The organism is Desemzia sp. AGC72 (assembly GCF_057334175.1).
Map to the genome: position 1 here is coordinate 140,471 of NZ_JBHFIG010000002.1, position 17,692 is coordinate 158,162.

The 17,692-nt window shown below is 36.8% G+C and carries 15 protein-coding genes; 12 read left to right on the top strand and 3 right to left on the bottom strand.

All coding sequences use genetic code 11. The features are described from left to right. The first annotated feature begins 143 nt into the window (after nucleotides 1-143). The 7 genes from ACE025_RS02280 to recN all read left to right on the top strand — a co-directional run bounded on the left by ACE025_RS02280 (nucleotide 144) and on the right by recN (nucleotide 6,787). Entirely contained in the window at nucleotides 144-995 is an 852-nt protein-coding gene (locus ACE025_RS02280) for a bifunctional methylenetetrahydrofolate dehydrogenase/methenyltetrahydrofolate cyclohydrolase (RefSeq protein ID WP_485937052.1), read from the top strand. Between the two features lie 16 nt (nucleotides 996-1,011). Next, the gene (gene xseA / locus ACE025_RS02285; RefSeq protein WP_485937054.1) at nucleotides 1,012-2,352 is read left to right on the top strand and encodes an exodeoxyribonuclease VII large subunit; all 1,341 of its coding nucleotides are present in this window, start codon (nucleotides 1,012-1,014) and stop codon (nucleotides 2,350-2,352) included. Beyond that, nucleotides 2,345-2,599 carry an exodeoxyribonuclease VII small subunit gene (locus tag ACE025_RS02290; protein WP_188204386.1) on the top strand — a complete coding sequence of 85 codons (255 nt, stop codon included), beginning with the start codon at nucleotides 2,345-2,347 and terminating at the stop codon, nucleotides 2,597-2,599. The genes xseA and ACE025_RS02290 overlap by 8 nt, the downstream gene beginning before the upstream one ends. A 17-nt stretch (nucleotides 2,600-2,616) precedes the next feature. After that, nucleotides 2,617-3,534, top strand: a complete 918-nt coding sequence (locus ACE025_RS02295) for a polyprenyl synthetase family protein (RefSeq protein WP_485937056.1) — start codon at nucleotides 2,617-2,619, stop codon at nucleotides 3,532-3,534. Beyond that, a complete protein-coding gene (locus ACE025_RS02300; RefSeq protein ID WP_485937058.1) occupies nucleotides 3,531-4,346 on the top strand; it encodes a TlyA family RNA methyltransferase in 816 nt (271 codons plus the stop codon). Before ACE025_RS02295 ends, ACE025_RS02300 begins: the two co-directional genes overlap by 4 nt. Nucleotides 4,347-4,593: 247 nt before the next feature. After that, the gene (argR, locus tag ACE025_RS02305; RefSeq protein ID WP_485937060.1) at nucleotides 4,594-5,043 is read left to right on the top strand and encodes an arginine repressor; all 450 of its coding nucleotides are present in this window, start codon (nucleotides 4,594-4,596) and stop codon (nucleotides 5,041-5,043) included. 31 nt (nucleotides 5,044-5,074) lie between these two features. Beyond that, nucleotides 5,075-6,787, top strand: coding sequence for a DNA repair protein RecN (gene recN, locus ACE025_RS02310; protein ID WP_485937062.1), 1,713 nt, complete (start codon nucleotides 5,075-5,077; stop codon nucleotides 6,785-6,787). Nucleotides 6,788-7,071: 284 nt separating this feature from the next. Here the strand turns inward: recN and ACE025_RS02315 are convergent, their stop codons facing one another. Further along, nucleotides 7,072-8,034 (bottom strand): magnesium transporter CorA family protein, encoded by a 963-nt coding sequence (locus ACE025_RS02315; RefSeq protein ID WP_485937064.1) that lies wholly within the window; start codon nucleotides 8,032-8,034, stop codon nucleotides 7,072-7,074. Nucleotides 8,035-8,252: 218 nt separating this feature from the next. Between ACE025_RS02315 and gndA the strand changes: the two genes are divergently transcribed. The 3 genes from gndA to ACE025_RS02330 all read left to right on the top strand — a co-directional run bounded on the left by gndA (nucleotide 8,253) and on the right by ACE025_RS02330 (nucleotide 12,221). Continuing rightward, the gene (gene gndA, locus ACE025_RS02320) at nucleotides 8,253-9,689 is read left to right on the top strand and encodes an NADP-dependent phosphogluconate dehydrogenase (RefSeq protein ID WP_485937066.1); all 1,437 of its coding nucleotides are present in this window, start codon (nucleotides 8,253-8,255) and stop codon (nucleotides 9,687-9,689) included. Nucleotides 9,690-9,993: 304 nt separating this feature from the next. Beyond that, nucleotides 9,994-10,686 (top strand): response regulator transcription factor, encoded by a 693-nt coding sequence (locus ACE025_RS02325; RefSeq protein WP_092479794.1) that lies wholly within the window; start codon nucleotides 9,994-9,996, stop codon nucleotides 10,684-10,686. Then, the gene (locus tag ACE025_RS02330; RefSeq protein ID WP_485937069.1) at nucleotides 10,683-12,221 is read left to right on the top strand and encodes a HAMP domain-containing sensor histidine kinase; all 1,539 of its coding nucleotides are present in this window, start codon (nucleotides 10,683-10,685) and stop codon (nucleotides 12,219-12,221) included. Before ACE025_RS02325 ends, ACE025_RS02330 begins: the two co-directional genes overlap by 4 nt. 81 nt (nucleotides 12,222-12,302) lie before the next feature. Here ACE025_RS02330 and yidC read toward each other — a convergent pair whose 3' ends face one another. Both yidC and ACE025_RS02340 read right to left on the bottom strand, forming a co-directional pair. Beyond that, entirely contained in the window at nucleotides 12,303-13,232 is a 930-nt protein-coding gene (gene yidC / locus ACE025_RS02335; RefSeq protein ID WP_485937071.1) for a membrane protein insertase YidC, read from the bottom strand. Between the two features lie 69 nt (nucleotides 13,233-13,301). Further along, nucleotides 13,302-13,577 carry an acylphosphatase gene (locus ACE025_RS02340; protein ID WP_485937195.1) on the bottom strand — a complete coding sequence of 92 codons (276 nt, stop codon included), beginning with the start codon at nucleotides 13,575-13,577 and terminating at the stop codon, nucleotides 13,302-13,304. A 319-nt stretch (nucleotides 13,578-13,896) separates the two neighbouring features. On the opposite strand from ACE025_RS02340, the gene ACE025_RS02345 reads away from it, so the two are divergent. Further along, a complete protein-coding gene (locus ACE025_RS02345; protein WP_485937073.1) occupies nucleotides 13,897-16,299 on the top strand; it encodes a DNA translocase FtsK in 2,403 nt (800 codons plus the stop codon). Between the two features lie 222 nt (nucleotides 16,300-16,521). Continuing rightward, on the top strand, nucleotides 16,522-17,598 hold the full coding sequence (locus ACE025_RS02350; RefSeq protein WP_485937075.1) for a BMP family lipoprotein: 1,077 nt from the start codon (nucleotides 16,522-16,524) through the stop codon (nucleotides 17,596-17,598). The last annotated feature ends 94 nt before the right edge of the window (nucleotides 17,599-17,692 follow it).

A 17,692-nucleotide genomic window follows, 5' to 3' on the forward strand; every position in this document is an offset into this window, starting at 1 on the left:
TCAAATGATTTCAAGCTATCTTTCATTGCTTCTTGACTGAACAATTCAGGACTTTGAACCTTAAATAAATGATGTTTATAAGAAAAATCCTAGACAGACTATGGTAGACTATAGATAGATAATTTGAACATGAGGTGATAGAAATGGTAGCAACGATAATGAGCGGGAAACTATTGTCAGATGAACTGAATGAAGAAATGAAAATTGACGTCATCAAATTAAAAGAAAAGAATGTTATCCCTGGATTAGCAGTTGTATTAGTAGGAGAAGATTCTGCTAGTCAAACATATGTGAAAAATAAAGAAAAAAGAGCAAAGACGTTGGGCATCCATTCTGTGGTGGAAAAGTATCCTGACAAAATCACTGAAATGGAATTATTGCGAGTGATCGATCGTTTAAATAAAGATGATCATTTTCATGGAATACTGGTCCAATTACCGTTGCCGAAACATATTGATTCTACTAAAATCTTGAATGCTATTCGTCCAGAAAAAGATGTAGATGGTTTTCATCCAATCAACATGGGGAAATTAGTTATTGGTCAGCCTGACCGAATTCCTTGTACACCATACGGAATCATGAAGTTGCTTCAGCGTTATGAGATCGACATTGAAGGAAAGAATGCTGTCGTGATTGGCAGAAGCAATATTGTTGGAAAGCCTATGGCACAGCTTTTATTGATGAAAAATGCGACTGTTACCATCGCTCATTCCAAAACCAAAAATCTGGCCGCCGTAGCCAAAGAGGCTGATATATTGATCGTTGCTATTGGGCGAGGACATATGATCACGAAAGATTTTGTGAAGCCAGGAGCAGTAGTTATAGATGTTGGAATGAACAGAGATGAAAACGGGAAATTGATCGGCGATGTAAAGAGTGATGAAGTGCAAGAAATTGCGGGTTACCTTACGCCTGTTCCAAAAGGGGTAGGTCCAATGACAATAACAATGCTGATGTATCAAACGATAGAGAGCGCCAAAGAGCTGTTAAATTAGTTATAGGAGTGTATGCATGTCAAATGAGTATTTAACAGTCTCCACACTAACCAAATATATCAAAAGAAAATTTGATGTAGATCCATATCTAGAAAGAGTCTATTTGACGGGAGAGATATCTAATTTCCGCAACAGACCAGGACACCAATACTTCAGTCTAAAGGATAACAATGCAGTCATTTCTGCAACGATGTTTAAATCCGCTTATCAACGATTGAAGTTCACTCCAGAAGAAGGAATGAAAGTCTTAGTTATAGGGCGTGTTTCGGTATACTCAGACCAAGGGAAATATCAAATTTATATCGAACATATGGAGCCGGATGGTGTTGGAGCTTTATACCAAGCTTTAGAAGAAATGAAGAAAAAGTTGAAAAACGAAGGGCTATTTGATGCACCAAAGAAATTGTTGCCGACGTTTCCAAAAAGGATAGCTGTCGTTACAAGTCCTAGCGGAGCAGTCATAAGAGACATTATGACGACCGTTAAAAGAAGATTTCCGATTGCTGAATTAGTCTTGTTTCCTACTAAAGTACAAGGCAAACAAGCTGCGAACACTATAGTAGAAAGTATTCGTCAAGTAGAAGAAAAAGGCGATTTTGATACTTTGATCATCGCCAGGGGTGGGGGGTCAATAGAAGATCTTTGGCCATTTAATGAAGAAAAAGTAGCTCGGGCAATTTTCGCAGCTCAAACACCCGTCATTTCTTCTGTCGGTCATGAAACAGATATTACGATTGCCGACTTAGTAGCCGATGTTCGAGCAGCCACGCCTACAGCTGCGGCTGAGTTGGCGGTTCCGCAACTGACAGAAGAAATCTTGAAAATCGACCAAGTATATTTGCGTTTACTAAAAAGTTACCAAAGAAAAGTCGAACGTGCTGAAGAACGTTTGAAACACAGTTTAAATTCATATGTGTTCAGACAACCTCAACGTTTGTACGAAGGATATACGCAAAATCTGGATTTGCTGACTGAGCGGTTAGAGCGCGAAATGTCAGAGAAAATCACTTCGTACCAACAAGATCTACGAGTCTACAAGATGCAGTTGCAAAGTCAAAACCCACTCCATCTAGTTCGGCAGAAAGAAGACAATTTGAATCAATTAAGTGCTCAACTAACTGTACAAGTCAATCGATATATGGAAGCTCAACAACAGCGCTTAGACTATGGTATCCAATCTTTGGACTATTTAAGTCCATTGAAGATCATGCACCGTGGATACAGTTACGCGTTAAAAGGTGAAACGATCATCAAATCAACAAATGATGTAAATGAGGGAGACACAATTGATATTCATCTCTCAGATGGAAAATTAACCGCAAAAGTTACGGAAAAAACGGAGGATACACATGGCTAAAAAAGATGCAGCAACTGAAATAGAAAATTTGAAATTTGAAGAAGCTATGCAACAATTGGAACAAATCGTGGCTCAATTAGAACAAGGGGATGTCCCTTTAGAAGAAGCCTTGAACCAATTTCAAAAAGGTGTAGCTTTGAGCAAGTTATGTAAAGATAAATTAGAAAATGCAGAAACGACTTTGACGAAGATTGTTAATGAGAACGGCGAAGAAACTATATTCGATCAAGAGTTAGATGCGAACTAAGAAAAGGAGAAACTCTTATGGAATTTAGTTTATTTAGAAAAGAAGAACTCCCTAAAGTAGAAAAAAAAATGCTGGAGTGGTTAGACAAAACACAAGATACAAAAGGAACCTTATATCAAGCGATGAACTATTCGTTATCAGCTGGAGGAAAAAGAATCCGTCCTTTGCTTGTTTTAGCTGTAATCAAATCATTAGGCGGAGAAGTAGAAAAGGGTTATGATACAGCAGCTGCTTTAGAATATGTGCATACTTACTCACTGATTCATGACGATCTTCCAACTATGGACAACGATGAATTAAGACGCGGGAAGCCTACTAATCATATCGTCTATGGCGAAGCAGTAGCCATTTTGGCAGGAGACGCACTTCTGACTCAAGCGTTTGAAATCGTTGGAAGAAGCGAGATATCTCTTGAGCAAAAAGCAGCATTAATAATTGCTTTGGCAAAAGCTGCAGGTGCGAATGGGATGGTAGAAGGTCAAATCGAAGATATTGAAGGCGAAAATCAATCTTTATCTTTAGAAGCTTTGAAACAAGTTCATGACAAAAAAACCGGTGAGTTGATCAAATTTGCCGTTTATGCAGGAAGTGTTTTAGCCGAAGCACCAGAGCATGTACAACAGCAATTGATTCGATTTGCTGAATGTTTTGGTCTAGCTTTCCAAATCAAAGATGATATTTTGGATGTTATCGGAGATGCAAAAGAACTAGGGAAAAATACCGGACAAGATGAACAGCACAGTAAGAGTACCTATCCTAACCTATTGACATTAGAGGGCGCTAAAAATGCGTTAGAAAAAGAATTGGATGAGGCGTCAGCTGTTGCCTCTCAAATCGAAAAAGAATACCAGCCTGAAAACAAGCACATCGATATGAGTTTATTGAAAGATATGGTAACGTTATTAAGAATCACAGATGATCAGGTGAAAAAATGAAAAAAGAACGCGCAGACAAGTTGTTGGTGCAGCAAGGTTTTGCTGAGTCGATAGACAAAGCTCAACGAATTATCATGACTGGAAAAGTCATTACCGATAAAAATGAACGCGTGGATCACGCTGGAGAATTATTTTCTTTAGAAACGATGTTCAGAATTAAAGGTAAATCTTCTCCCTATGTTAGTCGCGGCGGTTATAAATTAGAAAAGGCTATCCATTTATTTGATGTAGACATAAAAAATAAAATCTTATTGGATATCGGATCTTCTACAGGCGGCTTTACAGATGCAGCTTTACAACACGGAGCTCAGTTAAGTTATGCTTTGGATGTTGGAACCAATCAGTTAGCCTGGAAATTACGCCAAGATCCTAGAGTAATCGTTATGGAGCAAACGAATTTTCGCTACAGTAAACCGGAAGATTTTACGCATGGTAAACCATCTATTGCTTCTATTGATGTGTCTTTTATTTCACTGAAGCTGATTTTGCCGGTTTTAAAACAGATCCTAAAAGAAAACGGAGATGTTTTTGCGTTAATCAAGCCTCAATTCGAAGCAGACAGAGATGAAATCGGACCTAAAGGAATTGTCAAGGATAGAAACATTCATAAAAAAGTTTTAGACAGTATTTTAAATTTTGCAGTTCAAGAAGGATACGATGTATTGGGATTGGATTTTTCGCCTATTACAGGTGGAGAAGGAAACATCGAATTCTTGGCACATTTGAGGTCTTCAAAAAAGGATACAGGTGAAACCAGTGAGTCGGTAGATATCTCGAAAGTCATCGACAGAGCTCATCAACGGTTTATTTAGCAACTATAATAAAATACAATCAATTACGATAAAGGATTTTGCTTTTTAATATGCAAAATCCTTTACTTTTTTTCAAAGTACTAAATTGTATTCAATAAAAAACGAGTGTTCACTAAAAGGCCGAAATATGCTCACATTTACCTCAAAATCAAGATTCTTTTTAAATTTATCTTTCTAATTTTAAACAAGTAGGATAGAATAAAGAAAAAAATCAATACATAGTTTGCATAAGATGAGGTGGGGGAGTATGAAGAAAAAGGATCGTCATCGGTTGTTGAAAGAAATTATTGAAGAGTATGTCATTGAAAAACAAGAGGATTTTGTGCGTATATTACATGAGAAAGGTATTGAAGTGACACAAGCTACAATATCTCGTGATATCAAAGAACTGCACCTGATAAAAATACCTGCTCCAGCTGGAGGATACAGATACAGTATGCCTCCGGACATGAATTATGATACTTCAAAAAAGTTAGAACGATTGTTGCATGACGCTTTTATTTCAATAGACTACCAAGATTATTTTGTGATTATTCATACTATACCTGGAAATTCATTTGCCTTAGGCGCTTTAATGGACGCATCCAATTTTGAGGGAGTTTTTGGAACGATAGCCGGAGATGATACGTTGTTGGTGATTTGTCGTTCTTCAGCAGATGCCTTGAATTTAAAAGAACAGATTATTCAATTGATTTAACTGCTAGAGAAGTTTAATGGAGGTAGTTAGTGTGTTACAAGAATTAGCTATTAGGAATTTTGCTATTATTCACGACTTAGCTTTGAGCTTTGAAAAAGGAATGACCGTACTTACAGGTGAAACAGGTGCTGGGAAGTCCATCATTATCGACGCTGTAGGACTGATCGCTGGAGGCAGAGGATCCAGCGAGTTTATTCGACATGGCGCAGAAAAATGCACCTTAGAAGGACAATTTGCAGTAGAGGGGAATCCTGCTACTCATGCTTTACTGGATAAATATCAAATCGATATCGAAGAAGAAACTCTCATCATTCAAAGAGATATTCATCGAAGTGGTCGAAACGTTTGCCGAGTGAATGGGCGCTTAGTGAATATTGCTACTTTACGCGAGATCGGTGAAAGCCTGATTGATATTCATGGACAAAGTGAACATCAAGAATTGATGCATTCTGAAAGACATTTGAATATGCTCGATCAATTTGGCGATGAAGAATTAATTGCATTAAAGAAAACTTACAGTAAGATTTATCAAGAGTACAAAGAAATCGAAAAAAAGGTTTTAAATAGCCAATCTAGTGAACAAGAACTTGCTCAACGAGTAGATATGCTGCGATTCCAGACCAATGAAATCGAAATGGCAGAACTGTCGGTTGGAGAAGACATTACATTAGAAGAAGAAAAAAATCTGCTTACCAATTACCAAAAAATCGTAGAATCTTTGAGTACAGCGTATGAAGCTTTACAAGGAGAAGAATATGGAGGCGTCGATTTAGCAGGAAATGCTATGTCATCGCTTGAATCAATAGAAGATATCGATCCTTCTTATAAAAGGATTTCAGAGGTTGTATCTAATAGTTACTTTCAACTGCAAGAAGCAGCGAGTGACATTCTAAAAGAACAAGATCAATTAGCTTACGATGAAAATCGATTGAATGAAATCGAAAAAAGATTGGAAACGATTCAACAATTAAAACGTAAATATGGGGAAACTATAAAAGAAATCTTGGACTATTATGAAGAGATTTCGATTGAATTGGGAAATATTTTAAACCGTGAAACTCATTTATCAAAATTAACAGAAGAACTTGATACGATCAAAAAAGAAGTGATCAATCAAGGGAAGCAGTTGACTCGCAAAAGAAAAGAAACAGCCGACCAACTACAAACAGCTATCCAAGAACAATTAAAAGAATTGTATATGGACAAAGTCCAATTCGAAGCGCGGTTTATTTCGTCAAAAGAAGGCGAGAAGGCTATCTATGAGTCTGGACTGGATCATGTTGAATTTTATATTGCTACCAATTTGGGAGAACCTTTAAAACCTTTAGCAAGAGTTGCTTCAGGAGGAGAATTATCCCGTGTAATGCTGGCTTTAAAAACAGTCTTCTCAAAAACTCAAGGCATTACCAGTATTATTTTTGATGAGGTGGATACAGGAGTGAGCGGACGAGTTGCACAAGCAATAGCGAATAAGATTTATAAAGTAGCTGTGCATTCACAAGTGCTTTGTATTACTCATCTTCCTCAAGTAGCCGCAATGGCCGATAATCATTTGTATATATCAAAAGCTGTCGTGGAAGATCGTACAGAAACCAGTGTGAACAAACTGAAAAGTGCGGAACAAATCAATGAATTGGCTCGCATGTTGGCTGGTACAGAAATCACTAAATTGTCGATAGAACATGCTAAAGAACTAAAAGAATTGGCATACAAAGAAAAACGTGAAAATAAAAGACAAAAATAGATCAAATAAAAAAAGTCGTACGAAAAACCGATTAAGGTTTTCGTACGACTTTTCTGTTTGTTAAGTGGTTTATAGACTAAACAAAATTCATTAATGTGTAAAGGACTGATAAAAGGCCAGAACCTAACATGGCAAATATGATGATTAGAATGAAAATTCTTAAGCCTTTATTTGTTTTCTTTGATTTTTTTTGATTGTTCAAGCAGATTCTCCTCACTTCCATACGCGCTTTTGATTAGTTTACAATAACTGCTCGCATATTTACAAGGGACTTTAAAGAAACTTTAGAAAAACTCATTCTTTTTCATCCAATAAGCTGTCACAGCTAGTATAACTAAAGTCCCAAAAAGAAGAATCCAAAAGCCAAAGGGGGATTCTTCAAAAGGAACAGGTACGTTCATTCCCCAAAGTGAACCAATCAGTGTAGGAATGGTAAAAATGAAAGTAATAGAAGTTAGAAATTTTACAACCATATTTAAGTTATTAGAAATAACGGACGAGAAAGTGCTGCTTAATTGATTCAGTAGACGGTAAGTTTGAGAAGCCATCATTTCGGCTTGGCGGTTTTCTACCATGACATCTCGCAGCAGTTCGTCATCTTTTGGATTTGCAGTAAAGTCTTCCAGCTCTTTTAAGCGATCAATAATAGGATGGTTGCTTTTTAAAGCAGTATCAATGAACACGAGACTTTTTTGCAGCTCCATCAAATCAAATAAATATTGCGATTTAGAAGAAGATTGTAATTGAATCTCTAAATTATTTGTAGATTCATTGATTTCTTTTAAATAGGTAATAAATAAAGAAGCAATATGCATAGCTGCTTTTAAGACAAATTGATCAGCTGTTTCAAAATTATTGAGGTTGTCTTCATCATAATGCATAAAGGTTTTTAAAAATTCAGGCGTGTCATGTGTAGCTGTGATCAGAGTATCTTCCGCCGTGATGATAGATAAAGGACGAGTAACATATTCTGTTAGATTTAATTGGCTTTTTGTCTTTAAAGGGTATAAGAGAACGATTAAACTAGGAGTATCATCATATTGTTTGCCTAATTTTTCGTAACGTGAAATCTCGTCGATATCAAAGGCTCCTGTCAGGTAGTCTTTTGGAAAGTGATACATATTCGCTAAATGAAGGATATCTTCTTCATTTGCTTGACTGATGTGAATCCAATCGGAAGAAGTTGTTTCAGGATCATTATTAGGCAGGAAACTGCCTTTTTCATCTCGATTTAAGTAATGAATCATATTTATACACCGCCGTATTTTATATTGAAAGCCTTATAGCTATTGTACCTTATAAACGATAAACTAGTATCAGCATTGCTTAACGTTTTTTTGTTTAGCAGCTGTTAAATAAAAAAAACAATGTAGCTTTAATATTTAGTGATTGTCTGCTAGAATTAAGAAGGAATGTTTAGCTTCATAAATAAGATACTGATAGCTTTGAAGGGAGAATATATTACATGAATAAACAACAAATCGGTGTTGTAGGTATGGCTGTAATGGGAAAAAATTTAGCGTTGAATATTGAAAGCAGAGGTTACTCTGTTTCCATCTACAACCGTACGACTGCAAAATCAACAGCAGTGATCGAAGAAAATCCAGGGAAAAAATTAGTTTTGACTGAAACGATTGAAGAATTTGTGGATTCACTAGAAACACCAAGACGTATTGTTTTGATGGTTCAAGCTGGAAAAGGTACTGATTTAGTGATCCAGTCTTTATTACCGCATTTAGACAAAGGCGATGTTTTGATTGATGGAGGAAACACTTTCTTCAAAGATACGATTCGCCGCAGCGAAGAATTAGCTGAATCAGGCATCAATTTCATCGGAACTGGAGTTTCAGGTGGGGAAGAAGGAGCTTTGAAAGGACCGGCTATTATGCCAGGTGGACAAAAAGAAGCTTACGATTTAGTAGCACCTATTTTAGAACAAATCGCTGCTAAAGCACCAAGCGATGGCGAGCCATGTGTGGCTTATATTGGACCAAACGGTGCAGGGCACTATGTAAAAATGGTCCACAATGGTATCGAATACGGAGATATGCAATTGATTGCTGAATCTTATCATCTATTGCGAGAAGTTGTGGGGTTATCTGTCGAAGAGATCGCAGAAGTCTTTAGAGAATGGAACCAAGGTGAGTTAGACAGTTTCTTGATTGAAATCACAGCAGATGCATTGACTAAGAAAGATCCTGAAACAGGTAAACCGATGGTAGAAATCATTTTAGACCGTGCAGGAAACAAAGGAACTGGAAAATGGACTTCTCAAAGTGCATTAGATCTAGGTGTTCCACTTCCATTGATCACTGAATCTGTATTTGCTCGTTATATTTCTGCTTTGAAGAGTGAACGTGTAGAAGCGAGCAAAGTATTGCCAAAACCTGCTGCATACTCATTTGACGGTGATAAAAAAGAATTGGTCGAAAAAATTCGTCAAGCATTGTACTTCAGCAAGATCATGAGCTATGCTCAAGGATTTGCACAAATGCGTACAGCTAGTGAAGAATACGATTGGAACTTGCAATATGGAGAAATCGCGAAGATTTTCCGTGCGGGTTGTATTATTCGCGCTCGTTTCTTACAAGAAATCACTAATGCATATGATCGCAATCCTGAATTGAAAAACTTGGTTTTAGATGAATATTTCATGGATATTACTAAGAACTATCAAGATTCTGTTCGTGATATCATCGGTATCGCTGTTAAATCTGGTGTTCCGATCCCAACATTCTCTTCAGCAATTGCTTACTACGATTCTTATCGTAGTGCAGATTTGCCGGCTAATATTATTCAAGCTCAACGCGATTACTTCGGAGCACACACTTATGAACGTAAAGACAAAGAGGGTACATTCCACTTTGACTGGTATGGAGATAAAGGTCAAGAAGAACTGTAATCAGTACAAAAAGGTCAAATTAGACAAGTATTATAGTAAAGACAGGATTAGGGCATTATTCCTAATCCTGTCTTTACGAATGTTTAGGAATAAGTTGACTCCGCATGATTCACTTATTTGTTTAAAATTCCGCCATGTTTGAAAGAAAAGGTGTGAAATAAAGAATTGTTATTCTCATTTTATTCTAATTTATGGTAAAATAATAAAAGAGAAATGAAAAATCCCATTGAGAAGTTTAATAAATAGTGCTATTGTAACAAAGGCGTGTTATACATGCGGATAAAAAAGGAGCGAGATTATCTCTATGAGTAGAGTACTGATTATTGAAGATGAAAAAAACTTGGCAAGATTTGTAGAATTAGAACTGAAACATGAAGGCTATGAAACTGACGTTCGTTATGATGGTCGTAATGGGTTGGAAGCTGCATTAGATGAGAAAGAATCGTGGGATGTCATTTTACTAGACGTGATGTTGCCGGAATTGAACGGAATCGATGTTTGTCGTCGTATTCGTCAAGTCAGCAACGTGCCTATTATCATGATGACTGCACGTGATTCAGTGATAGACAGAGTTTCGGGATTAGATCATGGGGCAGACGATTATATTGTAAAACCTTTTGCAATCGAAGAATTGCTGGCTCGTTTACGCGCATTGTTACGTCGTATCGATATCGAAGGCGAACAAAATATGACAAAACAAACTACAGTACATTATCGCGATTTAGTGGTGGAAAAAGAGAACCGTATTGTTCGCAGAGGCGAAGAGGTTATTGAATTAACAAAACGTGAATACGAATTGTTATTAGAATTAATGGAAAACGTAAATATCGTTTTATCAAGAGATGTTTTATTGAATAAAGTGTGGGGCTACGAAACAGAAGTAGAAACGAATGTCGTAGATGTTTATATCCGTTATTTACGTAATAAACTTGATGTTCCAGGAAACGAAAGCTATATTCAAACAGTTCGCGGAACAGGTTATGTGATGCGTTCGTGAAAAATTTCCTAAAAACTAGGAATAAAGAAGGCAATAAACCGAAACGTGTTTCGTCGCTGAAATGGAAATGGTCGCTGATCGTTGCAATTGCTATTTTCCTTACTTATATGATTTTTTCTGTGACTATTTTTTACAGTTTTAGACAAATCATGTTTAGTCAAGAAGATGAAAATGTTAAAGAAGTCATCACCGGTGTAACCAACCGGCTGAACGTGGAATCAGCAGTTTTGACAAAAGCAACCGTCTATCAGTCGTTGAGTCCGACCTACACACCTTCAGCTCTTGAAATCGAAGAAAATTTTGATCAACGCAATCTGATTATTGGTCAAGATGGAAATTACCAAGATACGCTATATGCTGAAATGAGCGAAGAAGGCGTAGTCGTAAGAGTTTATAGTCCAACTTCACGCTTATTGTTTGAATCTAGACCTAGTGATGTATCCTTTGATCCAGAAGCCAAACTAACTGTACAGTTGATCGATATCAACGGCAAAGAAGGGATATCCGGCATAGCTCCGGTCTATTCTAGCCAAAACGGTATTTTGATCGGGTATGTGCATGTGACAAATGCTTTAGAAGATTATCATCATATGTCAGATCAAATCGTTTCAGCCGTTTTTGCTATTGGTTTTTTTGCTCTTTTGTTTAGCGGGATAACCGGTTTCTTGTTAGCCAGCAAATTTTTAAAACCATTAAAAACGATGACTATGACCATGAACGACATCCGAAAAGATACTCAATCTCAATCTCGGATTCCATTAGGAAATACGAATGATGAGCTAGCTCATTTGTCTACAGTATTCAATGACATGCTTGACAAAATGCAGCTCTATATCGAACAACAAAAACAATTTGTTGAGGATGTTTCGCATGAATTAAGAACTCCTGTAGCGGTCATGGAGGGGCATTTGAAATTGTTGAACCGTTGGGGGAAAGAAGATCCGGAAATATTGGATGAGTCTTTATCAGCATCCTTACAGGAAGTTGAGCGTATGAAGACTCTTGTACAAGAAATGCTGGATTTATCACGAGCTGAGCAGGTGGAGATTCATTATAAAAATGAAAAAACACCTATTAAGCAGGTGGTGCATCAAAATTACAACAATTTTAAAATGCTGTATCCAAACTTTGTTTTTAACTTGGACGACGATTTGAATGAAGAAATTTATGTAAGTATTTATCGTCATCACTTAGAACAAATTTTAATCATATTGTTGGATAATGCCGTTAAATATTCAACTGACAGAAATGAAGTGCATATTTCGATTGCTTCTGATGATAAATTTGTCCATGTTGCTATACAAGATTTCGGCGAAGGAATGACGCCTGAAGATGCAGATAAAATTTTTAATCGATTCTATAGAGTAGACAAAGCACGAAGCCGACATAAAGGTGGAAATGGGTTAGGTTTGTCTATTGCTAAAGAGTTGTTGCATGGATATAAGGGGAATATCTCTGTAGATAGTGTATTGAATCACGGTTCTATTTTTAGAATCACACTTCCAATCTATAAAGAGATTGATTCTGAGCTTTAAAAACAAAACACTCACTTTTTCTATTTATTCACGAAGACAAAAAAATCGTCAGTTGAAATTCAACTGACGATTTTTTACGTATTAACGTTCGTTTCTTTGTTGTTTCCCAGCATTTCTTCCTTGACCATTATGGTTGCGGTAAGAAAGTTGTGTAGTACTTTGATTGTTGATAGGCTCTTTAGTTGTAGGACGTCTTTTAGTGACTTCTACTTTTGGTTTGTTTTTAAATTCTTCTTTTAACTGAGCTTTCAATTTTGGTTTAAAAATCATGTTAGTGACTAAAGATTGGATGACAGCAAAAATTCCGCCTGCGATCCAGTATAAAGCTAAACCTGCTGGAGAAGTGAAAGAAATCATTGTAATCATGATAGGACTCATAAACATCATCGTACGAGATTGTTTCTTTTGTTCAGGACTCATACCCAGCATTGAAACATAAGCTTGTCCTAAATAAATCACACCTGCCACGATAGCAAATAAAATATAAGGTTGTCCTAAGTTGATGCCCAAGAAAGTACTGCTGGCGATTTCATTTGATAAATTGATCGCTTGGTACATCGCAGTAAAGACAGGTAATTGGATCAATAGTGGCAAACAACCGATTCCGCCAAGCATGTTGATATCGTTAGCTTTATAAAATTCCATCATTTCTTGTTGGATAGCCGCTTTATCTTCATTCGTTTCAGCATTTTTCAATGCTGCTTGTATTTCATCCATTTCCGGTTTGACCAAGGCCATTTTTTCTTGTTGGACCATAGCTTTTTTAGATTGGCTTAAGTTCATAGGCAGAATGATGATTCGGACAATGATCGTAATAGCGATGATCGCTAAACCGTAGTTTCCGCCGAATAAATCAGCTAATCGAATGATCAATTGTTGTAAAGGAACAACTAAATATTCGTAAATGACGCCGGTTGGATTTCCATTAGTGTCGTAACTCATACATCCTGAAAGGAAAAGCATAAGTCCCATAAGTGTTGCTGTTAATTGCAATTTTTTGTTTTTTATCATTTTTCACAATCCTTCGTATAGTTTAAAAATTAATACTAAGGCTAACTATACAGGAATCGATGCAGGTTTTCAATTAGTTATAGAAAATTTAACACGTTCTTCAATACTTGCATCTTCTTCTAATGTAACATGAGCCACCTTTCCGCTAGGGGATGGAGAGTGTCTGATTTCTTCAATAAAACTATCCACTTTTTGAGGATCACCATTAACTTCAATGTAGACAGACCCGTCATTCTCATTTCGGACGATTCCGAATACTCCAATACGATCAGCGACTTGTTTTGTGGTATAACGGAAGCCGACTCCTTGTACGCGACCTTCCACGATCAGGCGGATTTTTTTTATGTTTAAATTATTTGGTTCATTCATTGGAGTGGTGGTGGAAGAAGAGATTGGTGCAACCTCTTTTTCTGAATTAGGATCTCCATTCAATAAATTTTTTAGTTGATAAAAAAACTTGTTCATCATAAAACCTCCTGATTATAAAAAATATGTAATGGGACAAAAGAAAATCTTCAACTTAGTTTAAACTCATTTTATAGAAAATATGGGAGAATGGTCAAACAATACCGCTGTAAAACTCTAGAACAAATACTTTCTTAGATTCCTTAGTTCCTTGATTTTGTGTATAATATATTAGAAAGACATTGAAAGGAGCATACCCTTGGCTACAAAAAGAAAAAAGACAACTAAAAGAAGTGTTCAAAAGAAACAAAGCGTTTCAATTGAAATTATCGGATTTATTTTTATTATTTTAAGTTTATTTTCCCTTACAAGTGTTGGCTTCATCGGTGTATTGAGTGCAAATGCATTTCGATTTTTTGTCGGGGATACTTATATAGGAGCTTCAGTATTGTTAGGTTTATATGGTTTATATTTGTTATTGAAAGGAACGGAACCTCCATTCAAAAACCAGCGATTGATCGGGTTGTTTATATTATACTTAGGTATTTTATTATGGCTTCATGCCCTTCTTTTTGCAGATGTCATGAAACCAGAAACAAGTGTGATCAGCGCAACTTATCGATTTTTTAAAGTGGATGTGAGCAATAGCGAGTTGACTCAACCTTTAGGCGGTGGAATGATTGGTTCATTACTTTATGCGGCCAGTTATTTCCTAGGCGCACAGTGGGGGAGTTATTTGTCAGCATTCGTTCTTTGTATAGTAGGAATATTTTTCATCTTCCAACTGTCATTCAAAGAAGCTCTTAACCTCATCCGTTCCGGTTTGAAATTTGTTTTAAATAAGAGTAAAGAATTGGCTGATTTTATGGTCAAACAAACAAAAGCTAAAACCGCTGAACATAAAAAACAACGAAAAGAAAAAGAGAAACAACCAATCGAGAAAAAAACGAGATCAAATATTAAACAGACAGAATCAACCAAAGTTCTTCCTGTTGAGACAGCAAAAAATATGGTAGAAAACAAAACACGAAAAGAGCTGGAACCTGCAGGTCTTGAAATAGATAGTTACCAAAAAAATCTGCAAGCTAAAACGCCGCCAGAAAGGGACAGAATAAATCCCGCGGCTGCTAAAGCGGAGAAAAGCAATGATGCTGGAGAAGAAAAAAATGATGCCACACCTCTTGAATTTGAAATTGCTGCAGAAGCAGAAAATGAAGATTATCAATTGCCGCCATTTACGTTACTAAATGAGATTAAACCGCAAGATCAATCTGGCGAATACAAAATTGTTGAGAAAAATGTAAAAAAACTAGAAGAAACTTTCAATAGTTTTGGCGTAGATGCCAAAGTTGTTAAAGCTAGATTAGGCCCAGCTGTTACAAAGTACGAGGTAAAACCAGCTGTAGGAGTAAAAGTGAGTAAAATCGTCAATTTGAGTGATGATATTGCTTTATCTTTGGCTGCTAAAGATATTCGAATGGAAGCGCCTATACCTGGAAAACCCTTCATTGGAATCGAAGTTCCAAACAGCGAAGTAAATGTCGTATCTTTTAGAGATGTGATGGAAAGTTATGTAGAAAACAAAGAAAAAATGCTTGAAGTGCCATTAGGCAGAGATATTTCAGGTAATGTTGCTGTAGCGGATTTAACGAAAATGCCTCATTTGTTGATTGCTGGATCAACAGGAAGCGGTAAGTCTGTTTGTATTAACGGAATCATTACTAGTCTGCTGATGAAAGCCAAACCAAATGAAGTCAAGTTGATGATGATTGATCCTAAGAAAGTCGAATTGAATGTGTACAACGGCATTCCACATTTGTTGACACCAGTTGTGACGAATCCTAAAAAAGCTGCTCAGGCTTTGCAAAAAGCTGTAGAGGAAATGGAACGTCGTTACGAATTATTTGCCACGACCGGTATGAGAAATATTACGGGTTACAACGAATATGTTCATGAAAAAAATGCAGAAAACGGGGAGAATCAGCCGACACTTCCTTTTATTGTTGTAATAGTAGATGAATTGGCTGATTTAATGATGGTCGCCAGTAATGCAGTGGAAGATGCAATCACCAGGTTAGCTCAAATGGCGCGAGCAGCAGGAATCCATATGATTTTAGCTACTCAACGACCTAGTGTGGACGTTATCACCGGAATTATTAAAGCGAACGTCCCTTCAAGAATTGCATTTGCTGTTTCAAGCGGAACCGATTCCCGAACGATTATAGACAGCAATGGAGCAGAAAAATTACTCGGAAGAGGAGATATGTTGTATTTGCCGATGGGTCAAAACAAACCTACTCGTGTTCAAGGTGCTTTCTTATCGGATTCTGAAGTAGAAAAAATCGTTTCCTTTGTTACCGATCAGCAAGAAGCTAATTATGTGGAAGAAATGATGCCTTCTGATGAGCCAGAAAACAGTACGAATGCAGAAGCAGAAGATGAACTTTTTGAAGAGGCAGTTGACTTGGTAGTAGACATGGAAACTGCTAGTATATCAATGCTTCAACGCCGTTTTCGTATTGGCTACAACAGGGCTGCAAGACTAATGGATGAAATGGAAATGAGAGGAATTGTAGGACCCTCTGAAGGAAGCAAACCGAGAAAAGTTAACTTGGCTAAAGATACGGAATTTTTAGAAGAAAATTCACTTCCAAATGAATAAATAATCAAAAAGAATATGTAATAAAATGATAGTTTGATCTTTAAGGACAGGACAAAAGTCCTTAAAGATTAGAAAATGATAAAAAAATGAACAATTTATTCTAAAAACGGTTTCAATTATCGTTTTGTTATTTATTTTTTAAGATATTGGTGGTAATATTGATTCGAGGATGAATTAGAATATTAATTCAAACTACAAAATACTTTACGGGGGTAAAATATAGTGAAAAATCGTAATCTTAAGAAATTATTAGGTTTAGGATTAACAACAGGATTGATATTAGCAGCTTGCGGAAACGGTGGAGACACTGAAGAGTCAAGTGCTGGAACGGAAGAAGCTGCATCTAGCGACGATTTCTCGATCGTTATGGTAACAGACATCGGTGGGGTAGACGATGGATCTTTCAACCAATCAGCTTGGGAAGGCATGAAAGCTTGGGGAGAAGAAAATAGCAAAGAAGAAAATCAAGGATATGCATACATCCAATCTAATGAGGATTCAGAATTTGTACCTAACTTGAACCAAGCGCTTAACGCCGACTTTGATTTGATCTATGGAATCGGTTATAAATTAAAACCAGCTATGGAAGATGTAGCAAGTTCAAATCCAGATCAACATTTTGTAATTATTGATGATGTTATTGAAGCAGATAACGTTGCATCTGTTTTGTTTAAAGACCATGAAGCTGCATTCTTAGCAGGTGTGGCAGCTGCATCAACTACTGAAACAGATCACGTTGGATTTGTTGGAGGACAAGAAAGTGCAGTTATCGACCGTTTTGAAGCTGGTTTCTTAGCAGGTGTTTATGCTGTAAACCCTGATATCCAAGTGGATGTAGAATATGCCGGATCATTTGGTGATGCTGCTAAAGGGAAACAATTAGCTGCAGCTATGTACTCAAATGGCGCTGACGTCATCTATCATGCTTCAGGAGATACTGGTAATGGAGTATTTACAGAAGCTAAAGACCGTATGAATGCAAATCCGGATGAACAAATTTGGGTAATCGGTGTTGACCGTGACCAAACTGACGAAGGTAACTATGATGGTGGAAACTTAACACTTACATCTACTCTTAAAGGTGTAGGCCAAGTTGTTCAAGATATTTCTAATGAATCAATGGAAGGAAACTTCAAAGGCGGCGAAGTAAGCAACTTTGGTTTAGCTGAAGATGGAGTCGACTTAACTGAAGGAAACCTTTCTGAAGATGTTTGGACTGTCGTAGAAGACTACAGACAACAAATCATTGATGGAGAGATTGTAGTTCCTGAAAATCCAGCTGACGTTAAAGCTGAATAACATCTTTCCTAAAAGTATCTTGCATTAACCAAGTGTAAAACCCGTAAATTCTATAGTTGCTATATTGTACAAGTGCATTTATGTCACAATATTC